The organism is Streptomyces sp. NPDC050560 (genome assembly GCF_044457285.1).
In the GTDB taxonomy this organism is placed as follows: Bacteria; Actinomycetota; Actinomycetes; order Streptomycetales; family Streptomycetaceae; genus Streptomyces.
The window spans coordinates 18,277-36,752 of sequence record NZ_JBITGT010000021.1 but is presented as its reverse complement, the minus strand read 5'-3'; the positions used below and the strand labels follow the sequence as shown (position 1 = coordinate 36,752).

At 73.8% G+C, this 18,476-nt stretch carries 14 protein-coding genes; 3 read left to right on the top strand and 11 right to left on the bottom strand.

Features of this window, described 5'->3' with window-relative positions; genetic code table 11:
- Positions 1 to 142 precede the first annotated feature (142 nt).
- The 4 genes from ACIBIW_RS33780 to ACIBIW_RS33765 all read right to left on the bottom strand — a co-directional run bounded on the left by ACIBIW_RS33780 (position 143) and on the right by ACIBIW_RS33765 (position 7,103).
- A complete protein-coding gene (locus tag ACIBIW_RS33780; RefSeq protein WP_399341881.1) occupies positions 143 to 1,606 on the bottom strand; it encodes an LCP family protein in 1,464 nt (487 codons plus the stop codon).
- A 367-nt stretch (positions 1,607 to 1,973) separates the two neighbouring features.
- Positions 1,974 to 3,743, bottom strand: a complete 1,770-nt coding sequence (locus tag ACIBIW_RS33775; protein WP_399341879.1) for an LCP family protein — start codon at positions 3,741 to 3,743, stop codon at positions 1,974 to 1,976.
- Positions 3,744 to 3,827: 84 nt separating this feature from the next.
- Entirely contained in the window at positions 3,828 to 5,660 is a 1,833-nt protein-coding gene (locus tag ACIBIW_RS33770; RefSeq protein ID WP_399341877.1) for an LCP family protein, read from the bottom strand.
- 675 nt (positions 5,661 to 6,335) lie between these two features.
- On the bottom strand, positions 6,336 to 7,103 hold the full coding sequence (locus ACIBIW_RS33765) for a TIGR03089 family protein (protein WP_399341876.1): 768 nt from the start codon (positions 7,101 to 7,103) through the stop codon (positions 6,336 to 6,338).
- A gap of 149 nt (positions 7,104 to 7,252) precedes the next feature.
- Here ACIBIW_RS33765 and ACIBIW_RS33760 point away from each other — a divergent pair, with 149 nt between their 5' ends.
- Positions 7,253 to 8,335 carry a sugar phosphate nucleotidyltransferase gene (locus ACIBIW_RS33760; protein WP_399341875.1) on the top strand — a complete coding sequence of 361 codons (1,083 nt, stop codon included), beginning with the start codon at positions 7,253 to 7,255 and terminating at the stop codon, positions 8,333 to 8,335.
- 234 nt (positions 8,336 to 8,569) lie between these two features.
- Here ACIBIW_RS33760 and ACIBIW_RS33755 read toward each other — a convergent pair whose 3' ends face one another.
- The 3 genes from ACIBIW_RS33755 to ACIBIW_RS33745 form a co-directional block, all read right to left on the bottom strand.
- Positions 8,570 to 9,844 (bottom strand): MAB_1171c family putative transporter, encoded by a 1,275-nt coding sequence (locus ACIBIW_RS33755; protein ID WP_399341873.1) that lies wholly within the window; start codon positions 9,842 to 9,844, stop codon positions 8,570 to 8,572.
- Positions 9,832 to 10,380 (bottom strand): regulator component, encoded by a 549-nt coding sequence (locus ACIBIW_RS33750; RefSeq protein ID WP_399341871.1) that lies wholly within the window; start codon positions 10,378 to 10,380, stop codon positions 9,832 to 9,834. Before ACIBIW_RS33750 ends, ACIBIW_RS33755 begins: the two co-directional genes overlap by 13 nt.
- Before the next feature lie 92 nt (positions 10,381 to 10,472).
- Complete coding sequence (locus ACIBIW_RS33745) at positions 10,473 to 11,048, bottom strand: hypothetical protein (protein WP_399341870.1); 576 nt, start codon at positions 11,046 to 11,048, stop codon at positions 10,473 to 10,475.
- A gap of 713 nt (positions 11,049 to 11,761) precedes the next feature.
- On the opposite strand from ACIBIW_RS33745, the gene ACIBIW_RS33740 reads away from it, so the two are divergent.
- A complete protein-coding gene (locus ACIBIW_RS33740) occupies positions 11,762 to 13,066 on the top strand; it encodes a cytochrome P450 (RefSeq protein ID WP_399341868.1) in 1,305 nt (434 codons plus the stop codon).
- A 124-nt stretch (positions 13,067 to 13,190) separates the two neighbouring features.
- Here the strand turns inward: ACIBIW_RS33740 and ACIBIW_RS33735 are convergent, their stop codons facing one another.
- The 4 genes from ACIBIW_RS33735 to ACIBIW_RS33720 form a co-directional block, all read right to left on the bottom strand.
- Positions 13,191 to 14,189, bottom strand: coding sequence for a DNA-3-methyladenine glycosylase family protein (locus ACIBIW_RS33735; RefSeq protein ID WP_399341866.1), 999 nt, complete (start codon positions 14,187 to 14,189; stop codon positions 13,191 to 13,193).
- A gap of 68 nt (positions 14,190 to 14,257) precedes the next feature.
- Positions 14,258 to 15,559 carry a coenzyme F420-0:L-glutamate ligase gene (locus ACIBIW_RS33730; protein WP_399341863.1) on the bottom strand — a complete coding sequence of 434 codons (1,302 nt, stop codon included), beginning with the start codon at positions 15,557 to 15,559 and terminating at the stop codon, positions 14,258 to 14,260.
- Positions 15,556 to 16,536 (bottom strand): 2-phospho-L-lactate transferase, encoded by a 981-nt coding sequence (gene cofD, locus ACIBIW_RS33725; protein WP_399341861.1) that lies wholly within the window; start codon positions 16,534 to 16,536, stop codon positions 15,556 to 15,558. The genes ACIBIW_RS33730 and cofD overlap by 4 nt, the downstream gene beginning before the upstream one ends.
- Positions 16,537 to 16,548: 12 nt before the next feature.
- Complete coding sequence (locus tag ACIBIW_RS33720) at positions 16,549 to 17,121, bottom strand: cysteine dioxygenase (RefSeq protein WP_399342024.1); 573 nt, start codon at positions 17,119 to 17,121, stop codon at positions 16,549 to 16,551.
- A gap of 913 nt (positions 17,122 to 18,034) precedes the next feature.
- On the opposite strand from ACIBIW_RS33720, the gene ACIBIW_RS33715 reads away from it, so the two are divergent.
- Positions 18,035 to 18,307: a WhiB family transcriptional regulator gene (locus ACIBIW_RS33715; RefSeq protein WP_399341859.1), complete on the top strand. Its 273-nt coding sequence runs from the start codon at positions 18,035 to 18,037 to the stop codon at positions 18,305 to 18,307.
- Positions 18,308 to 18,476: the final 169 nt, after the last annotated feature.

The following is an 18,476-nucleotide window of genomic DNA, read 5'->3' as shown; positions in this document are numbered from 1 at the left end:
CGGCCCAGTGTGCCGGGTCGCCTCGGGCGGGCGGGAGCGCGATACGGAATTCCAGGTCGGGCTGTTGCAGAGCTGATGCAAAGCGCGCGCACGACGGACTGGAATGCCCCATTCCCGCACTTTCCCCGGCCGCCCCGCAGGGTCAGTCGCAGGAGACCTCGTCGCCGGTCACCGCCGGGGGCCTGCGGACGTTGACGGGGTCGGCGGCGCGTACCCGTTCCACCTTGCGGAAGTCGGCGCCCGCGATCACCCGCAGCACCGGGCCCTGGCCCTTGACCGCGCGCAGCTCGCTGCCCGGCAGCGCCGCGGCCAGCGACTTCGCCGAGCGGTCCCAGCGCGGGTCGTAGGCGACGACGGTGCGCCCGGTGTCGCGGTCGTGCGCGTTCTTCGGGCTGCCCGTGGTGGCGAAGCCGGTGGCCCGCAGCGCGCCGTCCACCCGATCCCCGAGGCCCGCGGTCGCCGTGCCGTTCTCCACCTGCACCCGGATCTGCCCCGGCGCCACGTCCACCTTCTTCGCGCGGGGCGCGGCGTGCGGCGCGGCCAGCGGGCGGTCGGCGCGCAGCGCGTCGAAGATCGCCTTCGACTTCACCGGGTCCCACTTCACGGTCGACCCGATGCCCTTCACCGTGTGCCCCGCGTCGTCGATCGGCACCGTGGTGAACTCCGACGACTTCAGCGACACATTCCGCATCGCCTGCCCGAGGTCCACCATCTCGTCCGCGTCGAAGCCCTTGTCGGCGCGGACCGAGCCGAGCACGGTGTGCGCCACGTTCCGGAACTTCACCGGGTTCAGCAGCACCCCCGACGAGGTTGCCTCCGCCACGAGCGCCGCCATGAACCGCTGCTGGCGCTGCATCCGCCCCAGGTCGGCCGTGCCGTCCACATGCCGCGAGCGCACGAACTGGAGCGCCTGCCCGCCGCCGAGCCGGTGCCTGCCCGCGGGCAGGTTCAGACCCGTGTACGAGTCCTTGAGGGGGCGGGTGGTGCAGATGTCGACACCGCCGAGCACGTCGACCGTCTTCATGAAGCTGACGAAGTCGACCTCCATATAGTGGTCGATCTTCAGATGGGACATCTTCTCGACCGTGCGCACCGTGAGCTGCGGCCCGCCCTCCGCGTAAGCGGCGTTGAGCTTCGCCGGGTGCGCGTGGTGGTCCTTGCCGGAGATCCGGTCGTGGTGCGGCGGCAGCGTCGCGTACGAGTCCCGCGGCAGGCTCACCACGCTCACCCGCTTACGGTCGCCGGAGACGTGCACGACCATCAGGGTGTCCGTGCAGTGGCAGGGCGCGCCGCCGAGCCGGTACCGGCGCCGCTCCTTCTCGGTGATCTTGTCGCGGCCGTCGGTGCCGACCAGCAGTAGATTGATGCCGTGGCCCTGCGAGGGCCGGTTCTTCATGTCCTTGAACGCGTCGACCCGTTCGATGCCCTGGTCGATGGTGGTGACCACGGCGTGCCCGATACCGGCCGCCGCGAGCACCGCCACCGAGAAGGCGGTCACCGTCCGCTTGCCCCAGCGGCGCCGCCCCGGCCGCCCGCGCCGCTGCCTCGGCGGCGTGCGGGGGCGCCGGGGCGCGGCGCCGGCGGGCGGACGGGGCGGTACGGGCACGGGGAACTCCTGCGCGGTCGGGGGCGTTGGTGGGGGCTGCGGTCGGGCGATCGCCAGAACAGTCCAGAACAGTACGGCGATACGAATTGCGGACCGCCCGATACGCCCCCGCGGCGCGCGCCCGTGTCCCCCGTACGCGGTAACGCGACGGGCCATGGGCACCCGCCCCGGCACCCGAGAGCCACCACCCGACCACCGCCGCCCGCGGGGCCGGGCAAGGCCCTCATCCGCCCTCGGGACTACGCAGCCCTCATCCGCCCCCGGGGCTGTGCAACGCCCCCTGCGCCCCGGGCGGCCGCAGGGGCGCGCGGCGCCCCCGTCACGCCCCGTCGGCCCCGCCGCGCGAGCCGACGCGGACGCGGACGCCTCAGAACGTGTACGACGGATTGACGTGCATGCACGCCTTCTTGGCGCCGTTGAGCACGTCCGCCGAGTCCGGGGTGGTGTTGTCCTTCTCCCCGTTCTCCCCGTTCTCCCCGTCCTCCCCGTTCTGCTTCTGCTTCGGGAACGTGTCCCCCGTACGCCAGTCGGAGCCAACGACGAGCGTGACCCCGTCACCGGCGTCCGACGAGCCCTCCGCCGAGGCGTGTACCGCGCTCGACGGGATGCCGAGGGCCCCGGCCACCCGGAGCGCGTCGCCGCGCATCCCGTCGCCCGCGTAGTGGACCTCGGTGCGCTCGGCTGACAGCGTCACCGACTGGTCGGCCGAGGCCCGGGTGAGGCCCTTGGCCGCGAGCAGCGACACCACCTCGCCTGCCCGCCCCGAGGCCGGCGCGTACTGCTCGGTGCGGGTGCCGTTCTGCACCGTCACCGGAATCTCGCCGTCCGGGTCCGCCGGGGGCGCGGGCGTCTTCGACGCGGGCTTCCCGTCGTCGCCGTCCTGCTTGTCCTTTCCGTCGAGCGAGATGTCCTCGCGCACCAGCCGGAACAACTGCTCGGCGTCGCCCGGCTTGGGCTCCACCCTGTTGGGGTCGGACGGCGCCCACTGCCACGGCATGGTGGTCATGGTGATCCGCTTCGGCGACACCTTCCGCAGCTCGTTGCTGAGGTCGTACAGCTTCTTCACGCTGCCGAGCCCGTTGTCGACCCGCAGTGCCTTCGTGGCCGTCTCGGCGAGGCCGCGCAGCTTGCCCGGGCTGCTCAGGGTCGCGTTCTCCCGCAGTTGGCGCGCCAGCGAGTTCATGTACTGGTGCTGCGCCTTGGTGCGCCCGATGTCGGTGTTGTCCTCGAAGCCGTAGCGGGTGCGCAGCCAGGCGAGCGCCTGCTCGCCCTTCACCGAGTGGGTGCCCTTGGTCAGCTTGAGGCCCGAGCCGTGGCCCGCGCTGTCCTTGGAGTAGATGTTCGCGTCGACGCAGACCGGCACCCCGCCGACCGCGTCGGCCATGGACACCACGCCCGCGAAGTCGACCATCATGAAGTGGTCGACGTGGATGCCGGTGAGCTGCTCCCAGGTGGCCACCGTGCATCCTGGCCCGCCGCGGCCCAGGGTCTCGTTGGTCATCGCGCGCCCCGTCGTCGCCGGATACGCCTTGCCGCTGTCCGGGTCGGTGCACTTGGGGATGTTCACCAGGGTGTCGCGGGGCATGCTGATCACTGACATGTTGCTGCGGTCCGCGGACAGGTGCAGCAGCATCTGGACGTCCGCGCGCGGCGCCCCGCCGAAGGTGTCCTTCGCGCCCCCGAGCTTCTGGTTCTCCTTGCTGTCACGCGCGTCGGAGCCGATCAGCAGGATATTCAACGGGGTCTGGCCCGCGGCGTTCGGCTCGGGGGCGGGGGCCTTGTGGTCGCCGAGGTTGAGGTCGTCGGTGTGGATGTTGTTGTTCAGGTGCTGGTAGTAGAGGTAGCCCGCGCCGGCGGTGCCGAGTATCAGCACCGCGAGCACCGTCGCCGACCAGCGCAGCACCCGCCGTCCGCGGCCGCCAGGTCTGTCGCGCGCGGTGGCCGCGCCGTCGCCGCCGTCGCCCGCGCCGTCCCGCGCGGTGTCAGCGGAGCCCTCCGCCGGGCCCGCGCCGTTCGCGCCGTCCCCGCTGTCGTCGCTGTCGTCGCTGTCGTCGTAGAGGCTGTCGTCCCAGCCGCTGTCCTCGGGGCGTCGCACCCCCCGGCCGGCTCCCTCCCCACGCACACTGCCCTGCCTCATGCTCCGCCCCTCCCACCCCACGAACTCACCGGGCCCACGGCCCCCGCCACTTCGCCCGGTTAGACGCGCAATCCCCCAAAAGGGTTACGTCGAGCAGACTTTCTTGTCCCCCGAAACGCGCTGGATATCCTTCGGGGCCTTCTTCGGCGGCACGATGGGCACCCCGGCGCCCTTGAAGTCCTTGCCGAGCGTGAGGATCATCGCCGGCAGTCCCTGGTCGTTCGTCTCGCTCTTGCCGGGCTTCATCGCGCTGCCCGGGAGCCCCATCACGTCGGCCAGCTCACGGGCCTGGTCCGCCTGGTCGGGGGAGTACTCCAGCGTGGTCTTGTCCAGCGTCGCGTCCGCGTTGCCGAGCTGGCTCGCCTTGCCCATGCCGTGGTTGTTCTGGAGCCAGGCCAGCGTCTGCTGCGCCGCGCCCGCGTCCGCGCCGCCGTTGTAGATGTCGACCCTGACGTCGGCCGGGTCGGACTTGCTGCCCTTGAGCCGCGCGTTCTCCTTGTCCTTCTCCGCGGACTCCTTCTCCTTGGCGTCCGTGAGCGAGACATCGTTCTTTATCATCGAGAGGACCGGGTCGGCCTCGGTCTTGTTCATGACGACGGTGACCCGGTTGTTGCCCTCGGCCGGGTTGTCCACCACCGGCAGCGTGGTGAACGTGATGTTCTTCGGGTTCACCTTCTTGATCTCAAGGGCGACGTCCTTGAGCTTGTTGATGCTGCCGATGCCGGTGTCGACGGTGAGCGCCTTGGTGGCCGCCTCCGCCAGGTCGAGCATCTTGCCGGGGCTGAAGAGCGTGTCGTTGGACTTCATCTTCCGCACCAGCGCGCTCAGGAACTGCTGCTGCACCTTGATGCGGTCGAGGTCGCCCTCGTTGCCGAAGCTGTGCCGGGTCCTGACGAACGCGAGGGCCTGCTCGCCCTTGATGGTGCTGGTGCCCTTCGGCAGGTGGAGATGCGACTTGGGGTCGTCTATCGGCTTGCCGACGCAGATGTCGACCCCGCCCACGGCCGTGGTCAGCGTCTTCACCGCGTTGAAGTCGGCCATCATGAAGTGGTCGACGTGGATGCCGGTCATCGCCTCGACCGTGCGCATCGTGCAGCCCGGGTCGCGGCCGTCCTGGCCGAGACTGGTGTTGAAGCGGGGCTCGCTGGGCGCGGCGTCGGTGTGCGGGGTGCCGGGGATGATCTTCTCGGAGCCGTCCTTCTGCTTCGTCTTGCAGTCCGGGATGCTCGTGACCAGGTCGCGCGGGATGCTCATCGCGGTGGCGTTGGAACGGTCCTTCGCCACGTGCAGCAGGATGTTGGTGTCCGCGTGGCCGACGCTACCCGCGTCACCGTAGCCCTCGTTGCCCTTGCCGGTGCGCTTGTCGGTGCCGATCAACAGGACGTTGAACGCGGAGTCCTTGTTGAAGCCCTGGCTGCCCGCGCCCGCGACATCGGTGGTGTCGATGTTGTTGTTGAGGTGCTGGTAGTAGAGGTAGCCGCCGACCGCGGCGACCACCACCACGAACGCCACACCGCCGCTGCCCCACAGCAGTATCCGCTTGCCCCGGGACTTCTTCTGCTTCCCGCGGCGCCTGCTCGGCGGCGGCGGTTCGCTCACCCGCCGCCTGCGCTGCCCGGGGACCCTGGGGGGCGCCGCCGTCTCGTCCTCGCCCGGGGGCGCGGAGGGGGAGCCGTGCGCCCGGCGTGCGCCCGGCGGGGGGCCTTCTCCCGTGCGCGGCCTCGGCGGTCCCGTGCGGCCCTGGGCGCCCTGCGGCGGACGGGCGCCGCGCGGAGGGCGCGGCCCTCTGGGGCCCGGTGGCGTCGGCCGCCCGCCCGGAGGGTCGAGGCGCAGCTCGTACTCGCCGGTCTCCGGGTTCAGTACCCACTGGTCCGCGGGGTCGACTTCGTCCCCCCGTCCACGGCCTTGCGCGTCCACGATTGCTCGAATCCTCCGTCGGGGCCACGCGGCGCCCTCCCCCTCCGGGGCGCTCGGTGAGTCAACAGGCGGTGCGCCGCCGCATGACCGGGGCACCGGATCGCTCACACTATCCGCCCAGTTCAGCGTGGGGCGACGCCGGTGACGAATTCCACGTCCCTACAACCGGGCAATCCAACCCATATCTCGGCGGGGCCGGTTCACATTGGGCAGTGTTTTACCCGTGGGCAACATGCGGCGCCGGTTCGCGGGCAGCCCCGCGCGGACCTGCCGTGAAGGGGAACGTGCCCTTCCGAGCCCGCCCCCGCTGCCCCCGCGGAGCACCGCCGTGGCCCGCCCCCACGGGCCCGCACCCCCGCCGGGCCCGCCACGGCGCCCCCGAGGGGCCCTTTTCGGACGGCCCGCTCACACATCCCGGAGCGGACGCGGGCCGACCACTTGTGTGCGGCGGAGGTGAGGACCTGTGTGCATCGTGTACGGATCTTCGGGGGCGCGGGAGGGGAGCCGCCAGGGGGGTCGGTATCCCGCGCGGGAGGCTCGGGAATTCCCGGAGGGAATTCAGGTCACGCGGGAAGTTCTGGCCTCGCGCGCGGGAGGCTCGGGCGCCTCACGCGCGGGCGGCGTCCCGCAGCTTCCCCGGCTCCCGCGACCGGCCCCGCGCGGTCCCCGCGCCCCTCAGCGCGCGGTGGCCGTGACCCGTTCCTCCTCGACCCGCTTCGCCATCGCCGCCCCGTCGCCGTCGGCGGCACCGGCACCGGCGTTGCGTACCAGCACCACGGAGGCGCCCGCCGCCAGCGGCGCGTACAGGCCCGCGCTCAGCCCCTCCCAGGTGTCGTACGCGCGCGTGGACAGCAGCCGCGAGCCGGGCCCCGTCAGCCCGAGGTGCGCGGCGTCGGCGCGGGCCCGCTCCGTGACGTCGGCCGCGGACATCGCGGCGCCCGCCACCACCAGCGCCGCGTCGGTCGGCTCCGGCGGCACGAGCGGCGCGAAGCGGTCGCCCTGGCCCGGGACCTCGGCCGCGTAGTCCATGAAGCCCCCGGGCGGCTCGGGGAAGCGCCCGCCGAGCGGCCGCAGCGCAAGCGCGATCCGCTCGCCGCGGCAGCCGCGGGCGGCCTCCAGGGTGTCGGGGCCGCTCACCACCAGGTCGGCCGCCGCGGGATCGCCGCCCACGTCGGCGACCACGCCCACCGCGGAGGCGGCGATCAGCCAGACCGCGGTCTGCCAGTGCGCGGGAAGCAGCAGCGCGAGCCGGTCGCCCGGCTCGGCCGCGAGGTCGCCCTGGAGGAGGTTGGCGGTCTTGCTGACCCAGTTGGCGAACGTCGCCACGGACAACTCGACCCGCTCGCCCGTGGCGTCGTCGTAGAAGGTCACCAGGGGCCGGGCCGGGTTCCGGGCGAACTCGGATCGCAGCAGGTCGGCGGGCGTACGGTCGCTGTCGGTCACACCCCAAGCCTACGCGCGGCCCGCCGCGCCCCCGCCGCCGACTCCCGCTCCACCGGCGCCCGTACGCGCGCGCGGGCGCTACCCGGCCGCTGCATACACTGACCCGCCATGGAACGACACCCCCGGCCCCCACGATGCGGAGACGACAGGTGACGGAAGCGATCCTGCTGGTCGGCGGGAAGGGGACCCGGCTGCGGCCGCTCACCGTCCACACCCCCAAGCCGATGGTGCCCGCCGCCGGAGTCCCGTTCCTCGCACACCAGTTGGCGCGCGCGAGCGCCGCGGGCGTGGACCACGTGGTGCTGGCCACCTCGTACCTCGCGGACGTCTTCGAGCCGTACTTCGGCGACGGCGCGGCGCTCGGCCTGCACATCGAGTACGTCACCGAGCACGAGCCGCTGGGCACCGGCGGCGCGATACGCAACGCCGCCTCCCTGCTGCGCTCGGCCCCGGGCGACCCGGTGCTCGTCTTCAACGGCGACATCCTCACCGGGCTCGACATACGGGCGTTCGTGGCCGCGCACACCGCGAGCGGCGCCGACGTATCACTGCACCTGACCCGGGTCGCCGACCCGCGCGCGTACGGCCTCGTGCCGACCGACGCCGATGGCCGGGTGACCGCGTTCCTGGAGAAGCCCACGGCGCCCGAGGAGATCGTCACCGACCAGATCAACGCGGGCGCCTACGTGTTCCGCCGCTCGCTCGTCGACGCCATCCCCGGCGGCAGGCCGGTATCGGTGGAGCGCGAGGTCTTCCCCGGGCTGCTGGCGGCGGGCGCCCACCTCCAGGGGATGGTCGACGCCACGTACTGGCTCGACCTCGGCACCCCCCAGGCGTTCGTACGGGGCTCGGCCGACCTGGTGCTGGGCCGCGCGCCCTCGCCCGCGGTGCCGGGGCGCTGCGGCGACCGGCTCGTGCTGCCCACCGCCGAGGTCGCCCCCGGCGCCAAGCTGACCGGCGGCACCGTCATCGGCGAGCGCGCCCTGATCGGCGAGGGCGCCCGCCTCACCGGCAGCACGGTGCTTTCCGGCGCGGTCGTGGAACCGGGCGCCGTCGTCACCGACTCCCTCATCGGGGCCCACGCGCGCGTGGGCGCGCGTACGGTGATCTCGGGGGCGGTGGTCGGCGACCGCGCGAGCGTCGGCGCGGACAACGAACTGCGGGCGGGCATCAGGATCTGGTGCGACGCGGCCCTGCCGCCGGGCGCGGTGCGCTTCTCCTCCGACGCGTAGCGGCGCCTCGGGCGGGGGCAACGGCCGGTGGGGCGGCCACCGGTGGGACGCGAGCGGCGCGGAGCCGCCGTGCGGCCGTCTGAGCGGCCGTCAGGGGCGCGGGCGGGTCCGGGGGTGCTCCCCGGGCCTCCCGGGTGCCGGGCGAGGCCGCACGGGGCCGTACGGGGCCGTGGCCTCCCGGGGTGCCAGGCGGGGCCGTACGAAGCCGGGGCCGTACGCGGCCGTACGGAATGCTCAGCCGCCCGGGACGGCCCCGACCGCCTCCGCGTTGCCGCCGTCCTCGCCCGAGCCGGAGCCGGGTCCGCGGTCGCGGGCGTCGCGGTAGACGCGGCCGAGGCGGCTGTAGGCGCGGGCGACCTTCAGGAACCAGTCGACCTCCTCGTCCGGCGTCCTGTTGCGCGAGGCGTCCTCGCGGGTCTCAAGCGCCGTCGGGGCCGCGGCGTCCCCGCCGCCGTCGCCGTGCACGCGCGCGTGGTGCAGCGCGGCGTGCAGCCACACCGCCTCCGCGTGGACGTCGAGCGCCTCGCCGCGCAGCCCCGCGTCCCGCGCGGTCGCGGTCGCGGTGGCGAACAGCTCCGCGGGGGTCGCCTCGAAGAGCACGAGCCTGGCGTCCCTGATCTCGATGACCACGTCGACGACGTCACGGGCCCTGCTGCCCACGGTGAACAGGTTGCGCACCCGGCTCTCCCGGGTGCCGAGCACCACCCCGGGATACAGGTCGGTGAGGTCGGCCCACAGTTGGTGGATGACCCAGCCCGCCCGCCGGTTGTCCAGGTGCTTCTGCAGCGACTGCAACGGCGGCAGCGCCACCCCGAGCACGATGAACAGCACCGCCACGCTGGTCAGCCCCACGGTGACGGCCTCGTCCCCGAGCGGCGGCCGGTGCTGCACCTGCCGGACGAAGGCGATCACCACGCGGTAGGCGGTGTAGACGCAGCCGACGACACAGCCCGCCGTCAGCGAGAACGCCGCGGGGCGCAGCCGGTTGCGCCCGCTGCCGCGGTGCACCCAGAAGGTGTGTCCCGACAGCCCGAGCGACACCCCGAGGTACCCGTAGAAGACCGCCATGTACGCGACGTCGCCCGCGCCCACCGTGTGCTCGACCGGGAACAGGTCGGACGCCTCGGTGCGCGGCAGCGCCACCAGGAAGATCACCAGCATCGCCACGGTGGCCAGCAGCGCGGGCAGATAACGCGCGCGTACCGGGCCGGCCATCCGCGGCCGCCTGCCGTGCAGCGCGTTGACGTAGTCGAACAGGAAGCACGCCGATATGACGGTGGCGCCGTGCTTGATCAGCACCGACAGGTCCCGCACGCCGAGGGTCACGTCGAAGAGGTGCATCACGCGCGGGATGCGCAGCGTGAACGCCAGCGCTATGGCGGCAAGGGCGACCGTCAGCGACCGCGACGCCTCGCCGCCGCGCAGCACGGACGGCGCGCGCCAGATCGCCACCGCCCACAGCACGGCCGCCGTGGCGTAGCCGACGAGGCTCAGGATCACTGCTGCCACCAGCGCTGTCTGCCCGCGGCCGGGGCCCTCAGGCTGTTGGCGATGCGGCGCTCGGTGGGGTCCGTGTACTGCTGGTCGGGCGCCAGGAGGCGGTTCAGGGCCCGCGCGAACACCTCGGCCTGCGCCTCCTCCTCGGTGTTGTAGCTGGTGCGGCCCATCGGCCGCGGCCCGCTGTCGCCGACCCGGTCCGCGACGAACTCCGGCATCAGATCGGGCAGCAGCGGCCCGACGATGTCGGCGGTCAGCGCCCGCCGGTGGTCGAGGACCAGGTGCCCCAGCTCGTGCAGCCTGATCTGGTCGCGGTGGTACGGGGAGGTGTTGGCCTCGCTGAAGATCACGTCGACGCTCGGCATCGCGAACCAGAGCCCGCAGGGTGTGTTCCTGCCGAGGTGGCGGGGCAGCTCCTCCATGACGATCTCGCGGCCGCGCTGCTCCTCAAGGGCCGCCCTGAACCCGTCCACGGTGAACGGCGTGGGGATCGGAAGCCGCGCGAGGACGCGCTCGACCTCCTTACGCAGACCACGGGGCACGGGCATCTGGTCGAACCGCTCTTTCGGACAGCTACGAAGCGTCGACCCCGGCGGCCGCGCGTCGCTTATGGACGTGGGGGGCGTGCTCATCGGGTCCGTCACTCCGCTTCCGAGCCCGAGGACCCCTCGGGGCCACGGACACGGTCGCGAGCACCGGCCTCGATCTCCTGAAGACGCGTGACCAGCGCGTCGACCACGGTCATGTGGTCGGCCGAGAGCCCGGAGGCGCGCATGGCCAGCGTGACGCCTTCCCGAGTGAGCGTACCGAGTGAACTCACCTGATCAAGCTGTGCGTCCACCCGCTCCGTGATGGCGTCATCCAGAAAATACGCCGCTCCGCTCTTGATTCCGAACCCTTTGGCCAGCCAGTCCAGGGTGTCGACTGTCGGATTCGTGGGCTCCCCGGTGGGTTTGCGGCCCGTGAGCAGGATGCGCACCGTGTCCTTGGAGATGACCTTCCGCCCCGCGAGCGCGCAGATCCGGTCGGCGATGGAGCGCGGGGACGGCGCGGGTCCGCCCCGGCGCGCCGCCTCCCGGGTCTCGCGCTCGACGAGACGGGCGAGCTTGGCGGCGATCATCCGGGACCGCTCCGCGGCGGCCACGTCGGTCTCGCCCGCCACCTGGGTCTCGTCGGCGTCGCTGTTCCCGTTGGCCCCGTTGGCCCCGTTATCCATGTCGCCTTGTCGTCGCCTTCGTTGTCGCCTGTGATGTCACCTGGGTGTCGCCTGAGGGGTCGGCGATCTCCCGGGAAAATTCTCTCGCGCGGGCCGGTCCTGTGCCGTCCATCGATTCTAATCGCAGCAGACGCCGCTGGGGAGCGGGTGTGGCCGGTCTTGAATGACTCAAAGTCGATGACGCTACGCTGGGGCTGGCGAATATAATCAATGCCGGGGGTTGGTAAGTGGATCGCGGCCCCGGAGAGAGACGAGCGGGGAAGGGGGGAGCGCCCATGGCCGGAACGGTACGCAGTGACCGGGTCGCCGGGCGCAGCGCCCTGCCGTCCTCACCCGGCCGGGGCGGTCGGCCGGGGCCGCGGACCACTGTGCGTCCCGCATACGCGGGCGCCCACGCCACCGCGGGCGCCCCGGGGCGCGCGACGGCCCCCGACCGGTTACGGGAGGTGCCGGGCCGCCGCGGGCGGCCATGACCGCGCGCGGGATGACGGGCCCGCGCCGCGGAACGGGGGTACCACCCCGGGCTTCATGCCCCGCAGTAGCCGGAGGCGAGTAGCCCGGTGGTATCCGCCGACGCCGAACGGGGGGCGGCGTCGGCGGATACCACCAGGCCGCTCGGCCCCTACGGGGGAGGGGCCGGGCGGTGTCCGGTGTCTTTCCGTGCCCGGGTGACGGGCACGGAAAGGCGGCGGGGCGCCCCCTAGGGTGGCCGCATGAACGCTCCTACCGACGAATCCCGGGTGAGCGCGCGGGAGCTGACGCGCGACCCGCACGGCGTCTACGCACGGCTGCGGGAGTCGTCCGCGGTCTGCCCGGTCTCCGCACCGGGCGGCGCCCCCGCCTGGCTGGTGACCCGGTACGCGGACGTGGCGCGTGCGCTGGCCGACCCCAGGCTTTCGCTGGACAAGCGGCATGCGGCCGACGGCTACCGCGGCTTCGACCTGCCGCCCGCGCTCGACCGCAACCTCCTCAACATGGACGGCGACGACCACGCGCGCGTGCGCAGACTGGCCGCCCAGGCGTTCACCCCCGCGCGCGCCGAGCGGCTGCGCCCGGCGGTCCAGCGCGCCGCCGACGCCCTCCTCGACACCGTGGAGCGCCGACTCGCCGCGACCGGCGGCGGGGCGCCGGGCATCACCCGCCAGGGTGGCGGCGAGGGTACGGTTCCGGCCGAAACCGGGGAGCCGGATCTCGCCGACCCGACCGTGACCGACCTCGTCGCCACCTACGCGGCCCCGCTGCCCACCGTCGTCATCTGCGAGATCCTCGGCGTCCCCGAAGGGGACCGCCCCGACTTCCGGCGCTGGACCGAGGCCATGGTCGCCCCCGACCCCACGAACCCCGACGGGATCAAACAGGCCGTCGGCGGACTCTGGGCGTATTTCGGACAGCTCATCGCCGCCAAGCGCGCGGCCCCCGGCGACGACCTCCTCTCCGACCTGATCGCCGCCCACGAGGCGGCGGACCACCTCACCGGCGACGAACTGACCTCCCTCGCCTTCCTGTTGCTGACCGCGGGCTTCGAGAACACCGCCCTGCTCATCGCCAACGCCGTCCTCACCCTGCTGACCCACCCCGACCAGCTCGCGCTCCTCCTCGAACAGCCCGACCTCATCCCGGGCGCCGTCGACGAACTGGCGCGCTTCGAGGGCCCCGCGCCCGTCGCGATCCGCCGCTTCGCCACCGAGGACTGCACCATCGGCGACGTGACCGTGCCCAAGGGCGGCACCGTCCTGGTGTCGCTGGCCTCCGCCAACCGCGACCCCGAGCACTTCACCGACCCCGACACCCTCGACGTGCGCCGCGCCGACAGCTCCCACCTCGCCCTCGGCCGCGGCCCGCACTACTGCCTCGGCGCCCCGCTCGCCCGCGTCGAGACCGAGACCGCCCTCGCCGCCCTGCTGCGCCGCTTCCCCCGCCTCGCACTCGCCGCACCGGCCGACGCGATGCCGTGGCGCGACTCGATGCGCTCACGCGGCCTGAAGCGGCTCCCGGTCCGGCTGGTGCCGGCCCCGTAGCCGAAAACCGCCCCCGTCCCGGCGCCCGTACGCGCGCGTTACGGTCCACAACGCCGTACCCGCGCGTACGGCCCCTGGCGTACCCGCGCGTACGACCTCCCGGCCAGCGGCGGCCACCGCGCGGCTACAGGAGCCCGATGTCCGTGCGCGGCATACGGGGCGCCCTGCGGGCCGGGGAGACCCCGCTGAGCAGGATCAGCCGCGCCGCCCTGTGCCGCTGGCCCGCGTACGGCTCCAGCAGCCGCAGCATCTCCGCGTCGTCCGCGTCCCGGTCCCCGGCCAGCGCGTAGCCGACGATGCCGGGCAGATGGAGGTCCCCGACGGTCACCGCGTCCGGCGCACCGTGGCTGCGCTGCACCACCTCGGCCGAGGTCCACACCCCCACCCCCGGCACCAGTTCCAGGCGCGCCCTGGCCGCGCCCGGCTCCATCCCGGCGGCCTCCTCAAGCCGCCCGGCGACCCGCACCGCCCGCAGCACCGTGGACGCCCGCTTGTCGTCGACGCCCGCCCTGTGCCACTCCCAGGACGGGATCATCGCCCAGGTGCGCGGCGCCGGCATCACACACATGCCGTCGGGCGCGGGCCCCGGCGCCGGTTCGCCGTACGCGCGCACCAGCCGCCGCCACGCGCGGTACGCCTCCGCGGTCGTCACCTTCTGTTCGAGCACGGTGGGGATCAGTGCTTCGAGCACCAGTCCGGTGCGGGTGAGGCGGAGCCCAGGGCTGCGGTGCCGCGCGCGGGCCACGAGACGGTGCCGGGGCGCGAAGGCGCCCGGTTCGTCGGCCTCGCCGAGCAGCCGCGGCAGCCCGTCGAGCAGCCACCCCGCGCCAGGACCCCAGGCGGCCGCCTCCACGGCGCCCCCGCGCAGCGCCACCCGCAGGGTGCCGGGGCCCTCCGGGGTGCGGCTCGCGCGCCACACGGAGCCGTCGGGCGCCGCCCGGTACGTCGGGTCGCCGCCGCCGCGCCGCAGCGGCCCCAGGACGAGCCCGAGGTCCAGCGGGCCAGGCGGCGTCCACGCGCGCGTGCGCGCCACCGGGCGCGCGGGCCCGGCCGGTGCGGGCACGGCGGCGGGGGAGGAGCGCACCCCGCCGGTGACCGGCCGGGGTGCGAAGCGTCCTGCCACGGGGTCTTTCCGTTCCTGGTGGTCGTGGGCCCTGCGCGCGTACGGCGGGGTCGGCGGGTCTCGCGGGGTCAGCGGGTCTCGATGAAGTCCCCGGCGTCGCGCCCCGCGCGGGGGGCGGGCAGGTGCCTCGGGTGGCCGACGGCCACCGCGCCCATCGGGTCCCAGTCGGCGGGCAGCGCCAGCGCCTCCCGTACGACGTCGCGGCAGAACATCGTCGACGACACCCACGCCGAGCCGAGCCGCTCAGCGGCGAGCGCCACCAGGAGGTTCTGCACCCCCGCGCCGGTGGCGACCACGAACATCTCACGCTCCGCGGTGTCCCTGCGCGCGTCGCCGTAGTGGTGCGAGCCGTCCATGACGAGGCAGGGCACGACCAGGTACGGGGCCGCCCGCAGCACGTCGCCGCGGCGCACCCGCCTGGCCACGGACTCCTCCGACTTGCCGTCGGCGCGCAGGTCGGCGATCCAGGCGTCCCGCATGGCGTCGAGCAGCCGGGTGCGCGCGGCGGCGCTCTCCAGCAGGACGAAGCGCCAGGGCGTCGTGTGGTGCGGCGCGGGCGCGGTGACCGCGGCGGCGACCGCGCGCCGTATCGCGCCCGGGTCGACCGGCTCGTCGGTGAACTCCCGTACCGTGCGCCGCTGTGCGACGGCCTCCCGCACCGCCTCCGAGGTGCCGAGCCTGAACATGTCGTCGCGCGCGGGCCGCACCAGGTCGCGCGCGCTCGTCCCGTCCTCGCCGACGGCGGCGGGCAGCCCGCGCACCACCGCCACCGGCAGCCCCGACGCCTTGCCCTTGACGAGGTCGGTGGCGGCGGCGATCTCGTCGGCCGCCGCGACCACGGTGGACTGGAGGGAGTTGCCGTGGGTGTCGGTGCCGCCGCGCAGGTCGTCGAGGACGCGTACGCCCGCGGCGCCGATGGCGACGTCGGTGAGCCCGGCGCGCCAGGGCCGCCCGAAGGTGTCGGTGACGAGCACGCCGACGTCGGTCCCGAGGATCGCGCGCAGCCCCTCGCGGACCGTCCGCGCGGAGGCGTCGGGGTCCTCCGGCAGCAGCAGTACGGTCCCTGACGGGGTGTTGGACGCGTCGACCCCGGCGGCGGCCATCACCAGGCCCTGGCGGTTCTCCACGATCCGCAGCGGGCCCCTGCGGGCCACCACGCGCACCGTCTCGGCGTCGATGGCGGCCTCCCGGTCGTCGGCGGCGACCGCGCGGCCCTCCGCCTTGGAGACGATCTTCGAGGTGACCACGACGACGTCGCCGTCCTGGAGCCCCGGCTCCGCGGCGGCGATCAGCTTGGCGATGTCGTCGCCGGGGCGCACCTCGGGGATGCCGGGCACCGCCCAGACGCGGTACGAGGGCCGCTCCGTCACGGGCGCACCTCCTCGGCGAGGGCGAGCGCCTCGCGCGCCATCCGGGCCGCGGCGTCGACGTCGGTCATCATCAGCGGCACCGCGCGGCAGCGGATGCCCGCCTCCTCCACGCGCGCGACGGCGGCCGTGTCCACGGTGTCGACGAGCCAGCCGTCGAGCAGCCCCGAGCCGTAGTGCTCCGCGACGGCGGCGGCGGTGGACTCGACGCCGACCGCGGCGAGCACCTTGTCGGCCATCCCGCGCACGGGCGCGTCCCCGACGATGGGGGACAGCCCGACGACGGGCACGCCCGCCTCCGCGATGGCCTCCCTGACGCCTGGCACCGCGAGGATGGTGCCGACGCTGACGACCGGGTTGGACGGCGGGAACAGCACCACGTCCGCCTCCGCGATGGCCTCAAGGACGCCGGGCGCGGGCTTGGCCTGGTCGGCGCCGACGGGGACGACCGCGTGCGCGGGCACGGAGGCGCGCAGCCGCACCCAGTACTCCTGGAAGTGGATCGCGCGCCGCTCTCCCGCGCCCCCGTCGCCCTCCGCTGCGGGCAGGGTGACCGCCACGTGGGTCTCCACCCGGTCGTCGGTCATCGGGATGAGCCGCACCCCGGGCCGCCAGCGCGCGCACAGCGCCTCGGTGACGGCGCTCAGCGGATAGCCGGCGCCGAGCATCTGGGTGCGCACGACATGGGTGGCCATGTCGCGGTCGCCGAGGCCGAACCAGGACGGCTCGACCCCGTACGCGGCCAACTCCTCCTTGAGGTGGAACGTCTCGTCCGACCTGCCCCAGCCCTGGTCCTCGTTGATCCCGCCGCCGAGGGTGTACATGACGGTGTCGAGGTCGGGACAGACCTTCAGGCCGAAGAGGTGGATGTCGTCCCCGGTGTTGCCGATGACGGTGATGTCGGCGTCCGGGGCCGCCCGTTTGAGGCCGCGGAGAAATCGGGCCCCGCCGATGCCGCCTGCCAGAACCACAATGCGCATGCCCCAAGTCTGTCAGCCGCCACCGACAGCCACCCCGCTGGTCCCCGCACGGCCCCCGTCGACGGCTCCCGCGGCGGCCGCTTCGCGCGCTGGCGCGCCGGTGGCGCGGAAGGGGGCGCGCACGCCGTCCGCCATCCGCATCTCGGTGAGCCCGGGGAAGTAGACGTGCAGGCTGACGGCGGGTTCCAGCGACTCGTTGACGACGTGGTGCACCGTGTCGGGGACCACCACGCGCAGCTCACCCGGCGCCAGGGCGCGCCCGCGCCCGCGCCGGTACTCCGTCAGCACGCCGCCCAGCACCGTCAGCACACCGGATGACGCGCCGTGGTCGTGCCGCCCGCTGCCCTGCCCCGGCAGCCAGGACAGCAGCCACACCTCGTAGCCGGGCCCGGTGCGCAGCCGGTGGTACCAGCGGGTGGTGGGGTCGTAGCGCACCAGGGGCTCCCAGGCGGCGCGGTCGGCGGCGAGCGCCCTGGCCATACCGGCGAACTGGGCGACGGTCTCGGGGTGTTCCGGCGCGGGCCGCAGCAGATGGGGCACTTCGAGGATGTCACCGGCGATCTGGATGTCGCTGTCCGCCCGCATCCCGCCCCGCGCGGACGCGGCAGGGGGCCCGGGCGCGGGGGAGGGCCCGGACGTGCGCGCGGGTGCGTGCGGGGGAGCGGTGGTGTGTGCGGTGTCGGCTGCGGTCTTCATGACGGGGCGTGTTCCGCTCTCGTATGTCCTCCGGCGCACGCGGGCGCGGAGGGGTGCGTGAAGGGGGCGCGACGGCCCACCGGGAGGCGGGCGCGGGAACCCTCGGGCCGTACGGCGGCTGAGGGAGGACCACGGCCGTTCAGGCCGGGCCGGGAGCGGCCGGAGCCCGGTTCATCCGGGCGCCGGGGTGTCCGCCGGAGCGTGGAGGCTCAACAGCAGGGACAGGGGTGACAGCTCACGCGCGCGGGGGCAGCACCGGGGGACCCGGCGGGGCGGGTCGCGGGAAGCGCCAAGTTCGCGAGCATGCCCACAAGGACAGCGGCTCACACCTGTCTTGTCAATCCGATCCCCTGGATGCGTCACCGGGTTCACACCATCCGGGGAGCCCGGCAGATGAAAGGTTTATGCAGCCCGGAGGGCGGACACATGGCGACAAGTGATCCAGTGGGGCGCCGTTATGGTCCTGTGATTCCGCTGTGATCCGGATCGCTTCCCGCGGTCCCCGTGAACGAGACGCGCGCACCGTGCGTCTACCTCTGTGGCGCCGGTGAACGGCCCTCCGGGGGCCGGCGCCACGAGCGACCGGGACGCCCGCGGGCGGACGGGGACCTGGGCGGCGCCGGGTTTATGCGGATTTGAACACTTTCGGCGCAGGCTTGGTTCCGCAGAGTGAATAAGAGGCCCAATAGCAGATCTCCGCTTGACTGGCCTGGAGCGTCACACTTGTAATTTCACTCGTGTCGTTCGGCCGCAATCGGTAACGGCAGCATCACGGGGACGCAAAGACAGACGAGGGGCACACATGACCGAGCTGTTTCAGGAACTGCTGGTCGCCGACGCCGCCGACGCCGACGACGAACTCGGCTGGCAGGAGCGCGCGCTGTGCGCGCAGACCGACCCCGAGTCCTTCTTCCCCGAGAAGGGCGGTTCCACCAGAGAGGCCAAGAAGGTCTGCCTCGCCTGCGAAGTGCGCTCGGAGTGCCTGGAGTACGCCCTCGCCAACGACGAACGCTTCGGTATCTGGGGCGGCCTGTCGGAGCGTGAGCGCAGGCGCCTGAAGAAGGCCGCGGTCTGAGCCGCACCCCGCACCGCGCCCGCGCCCCCGGGGCCGGGCCGCACCCGCGGACGCCGCCGCCCCCGCACCGCACCGCCCGCCGCCACCCGCGCCCCGACCGGCCGCGGCGGCCACCACGGGACCTTCACACCTCCACACCTTCGTCACGGCAACGGCCCGTCGCCCATGG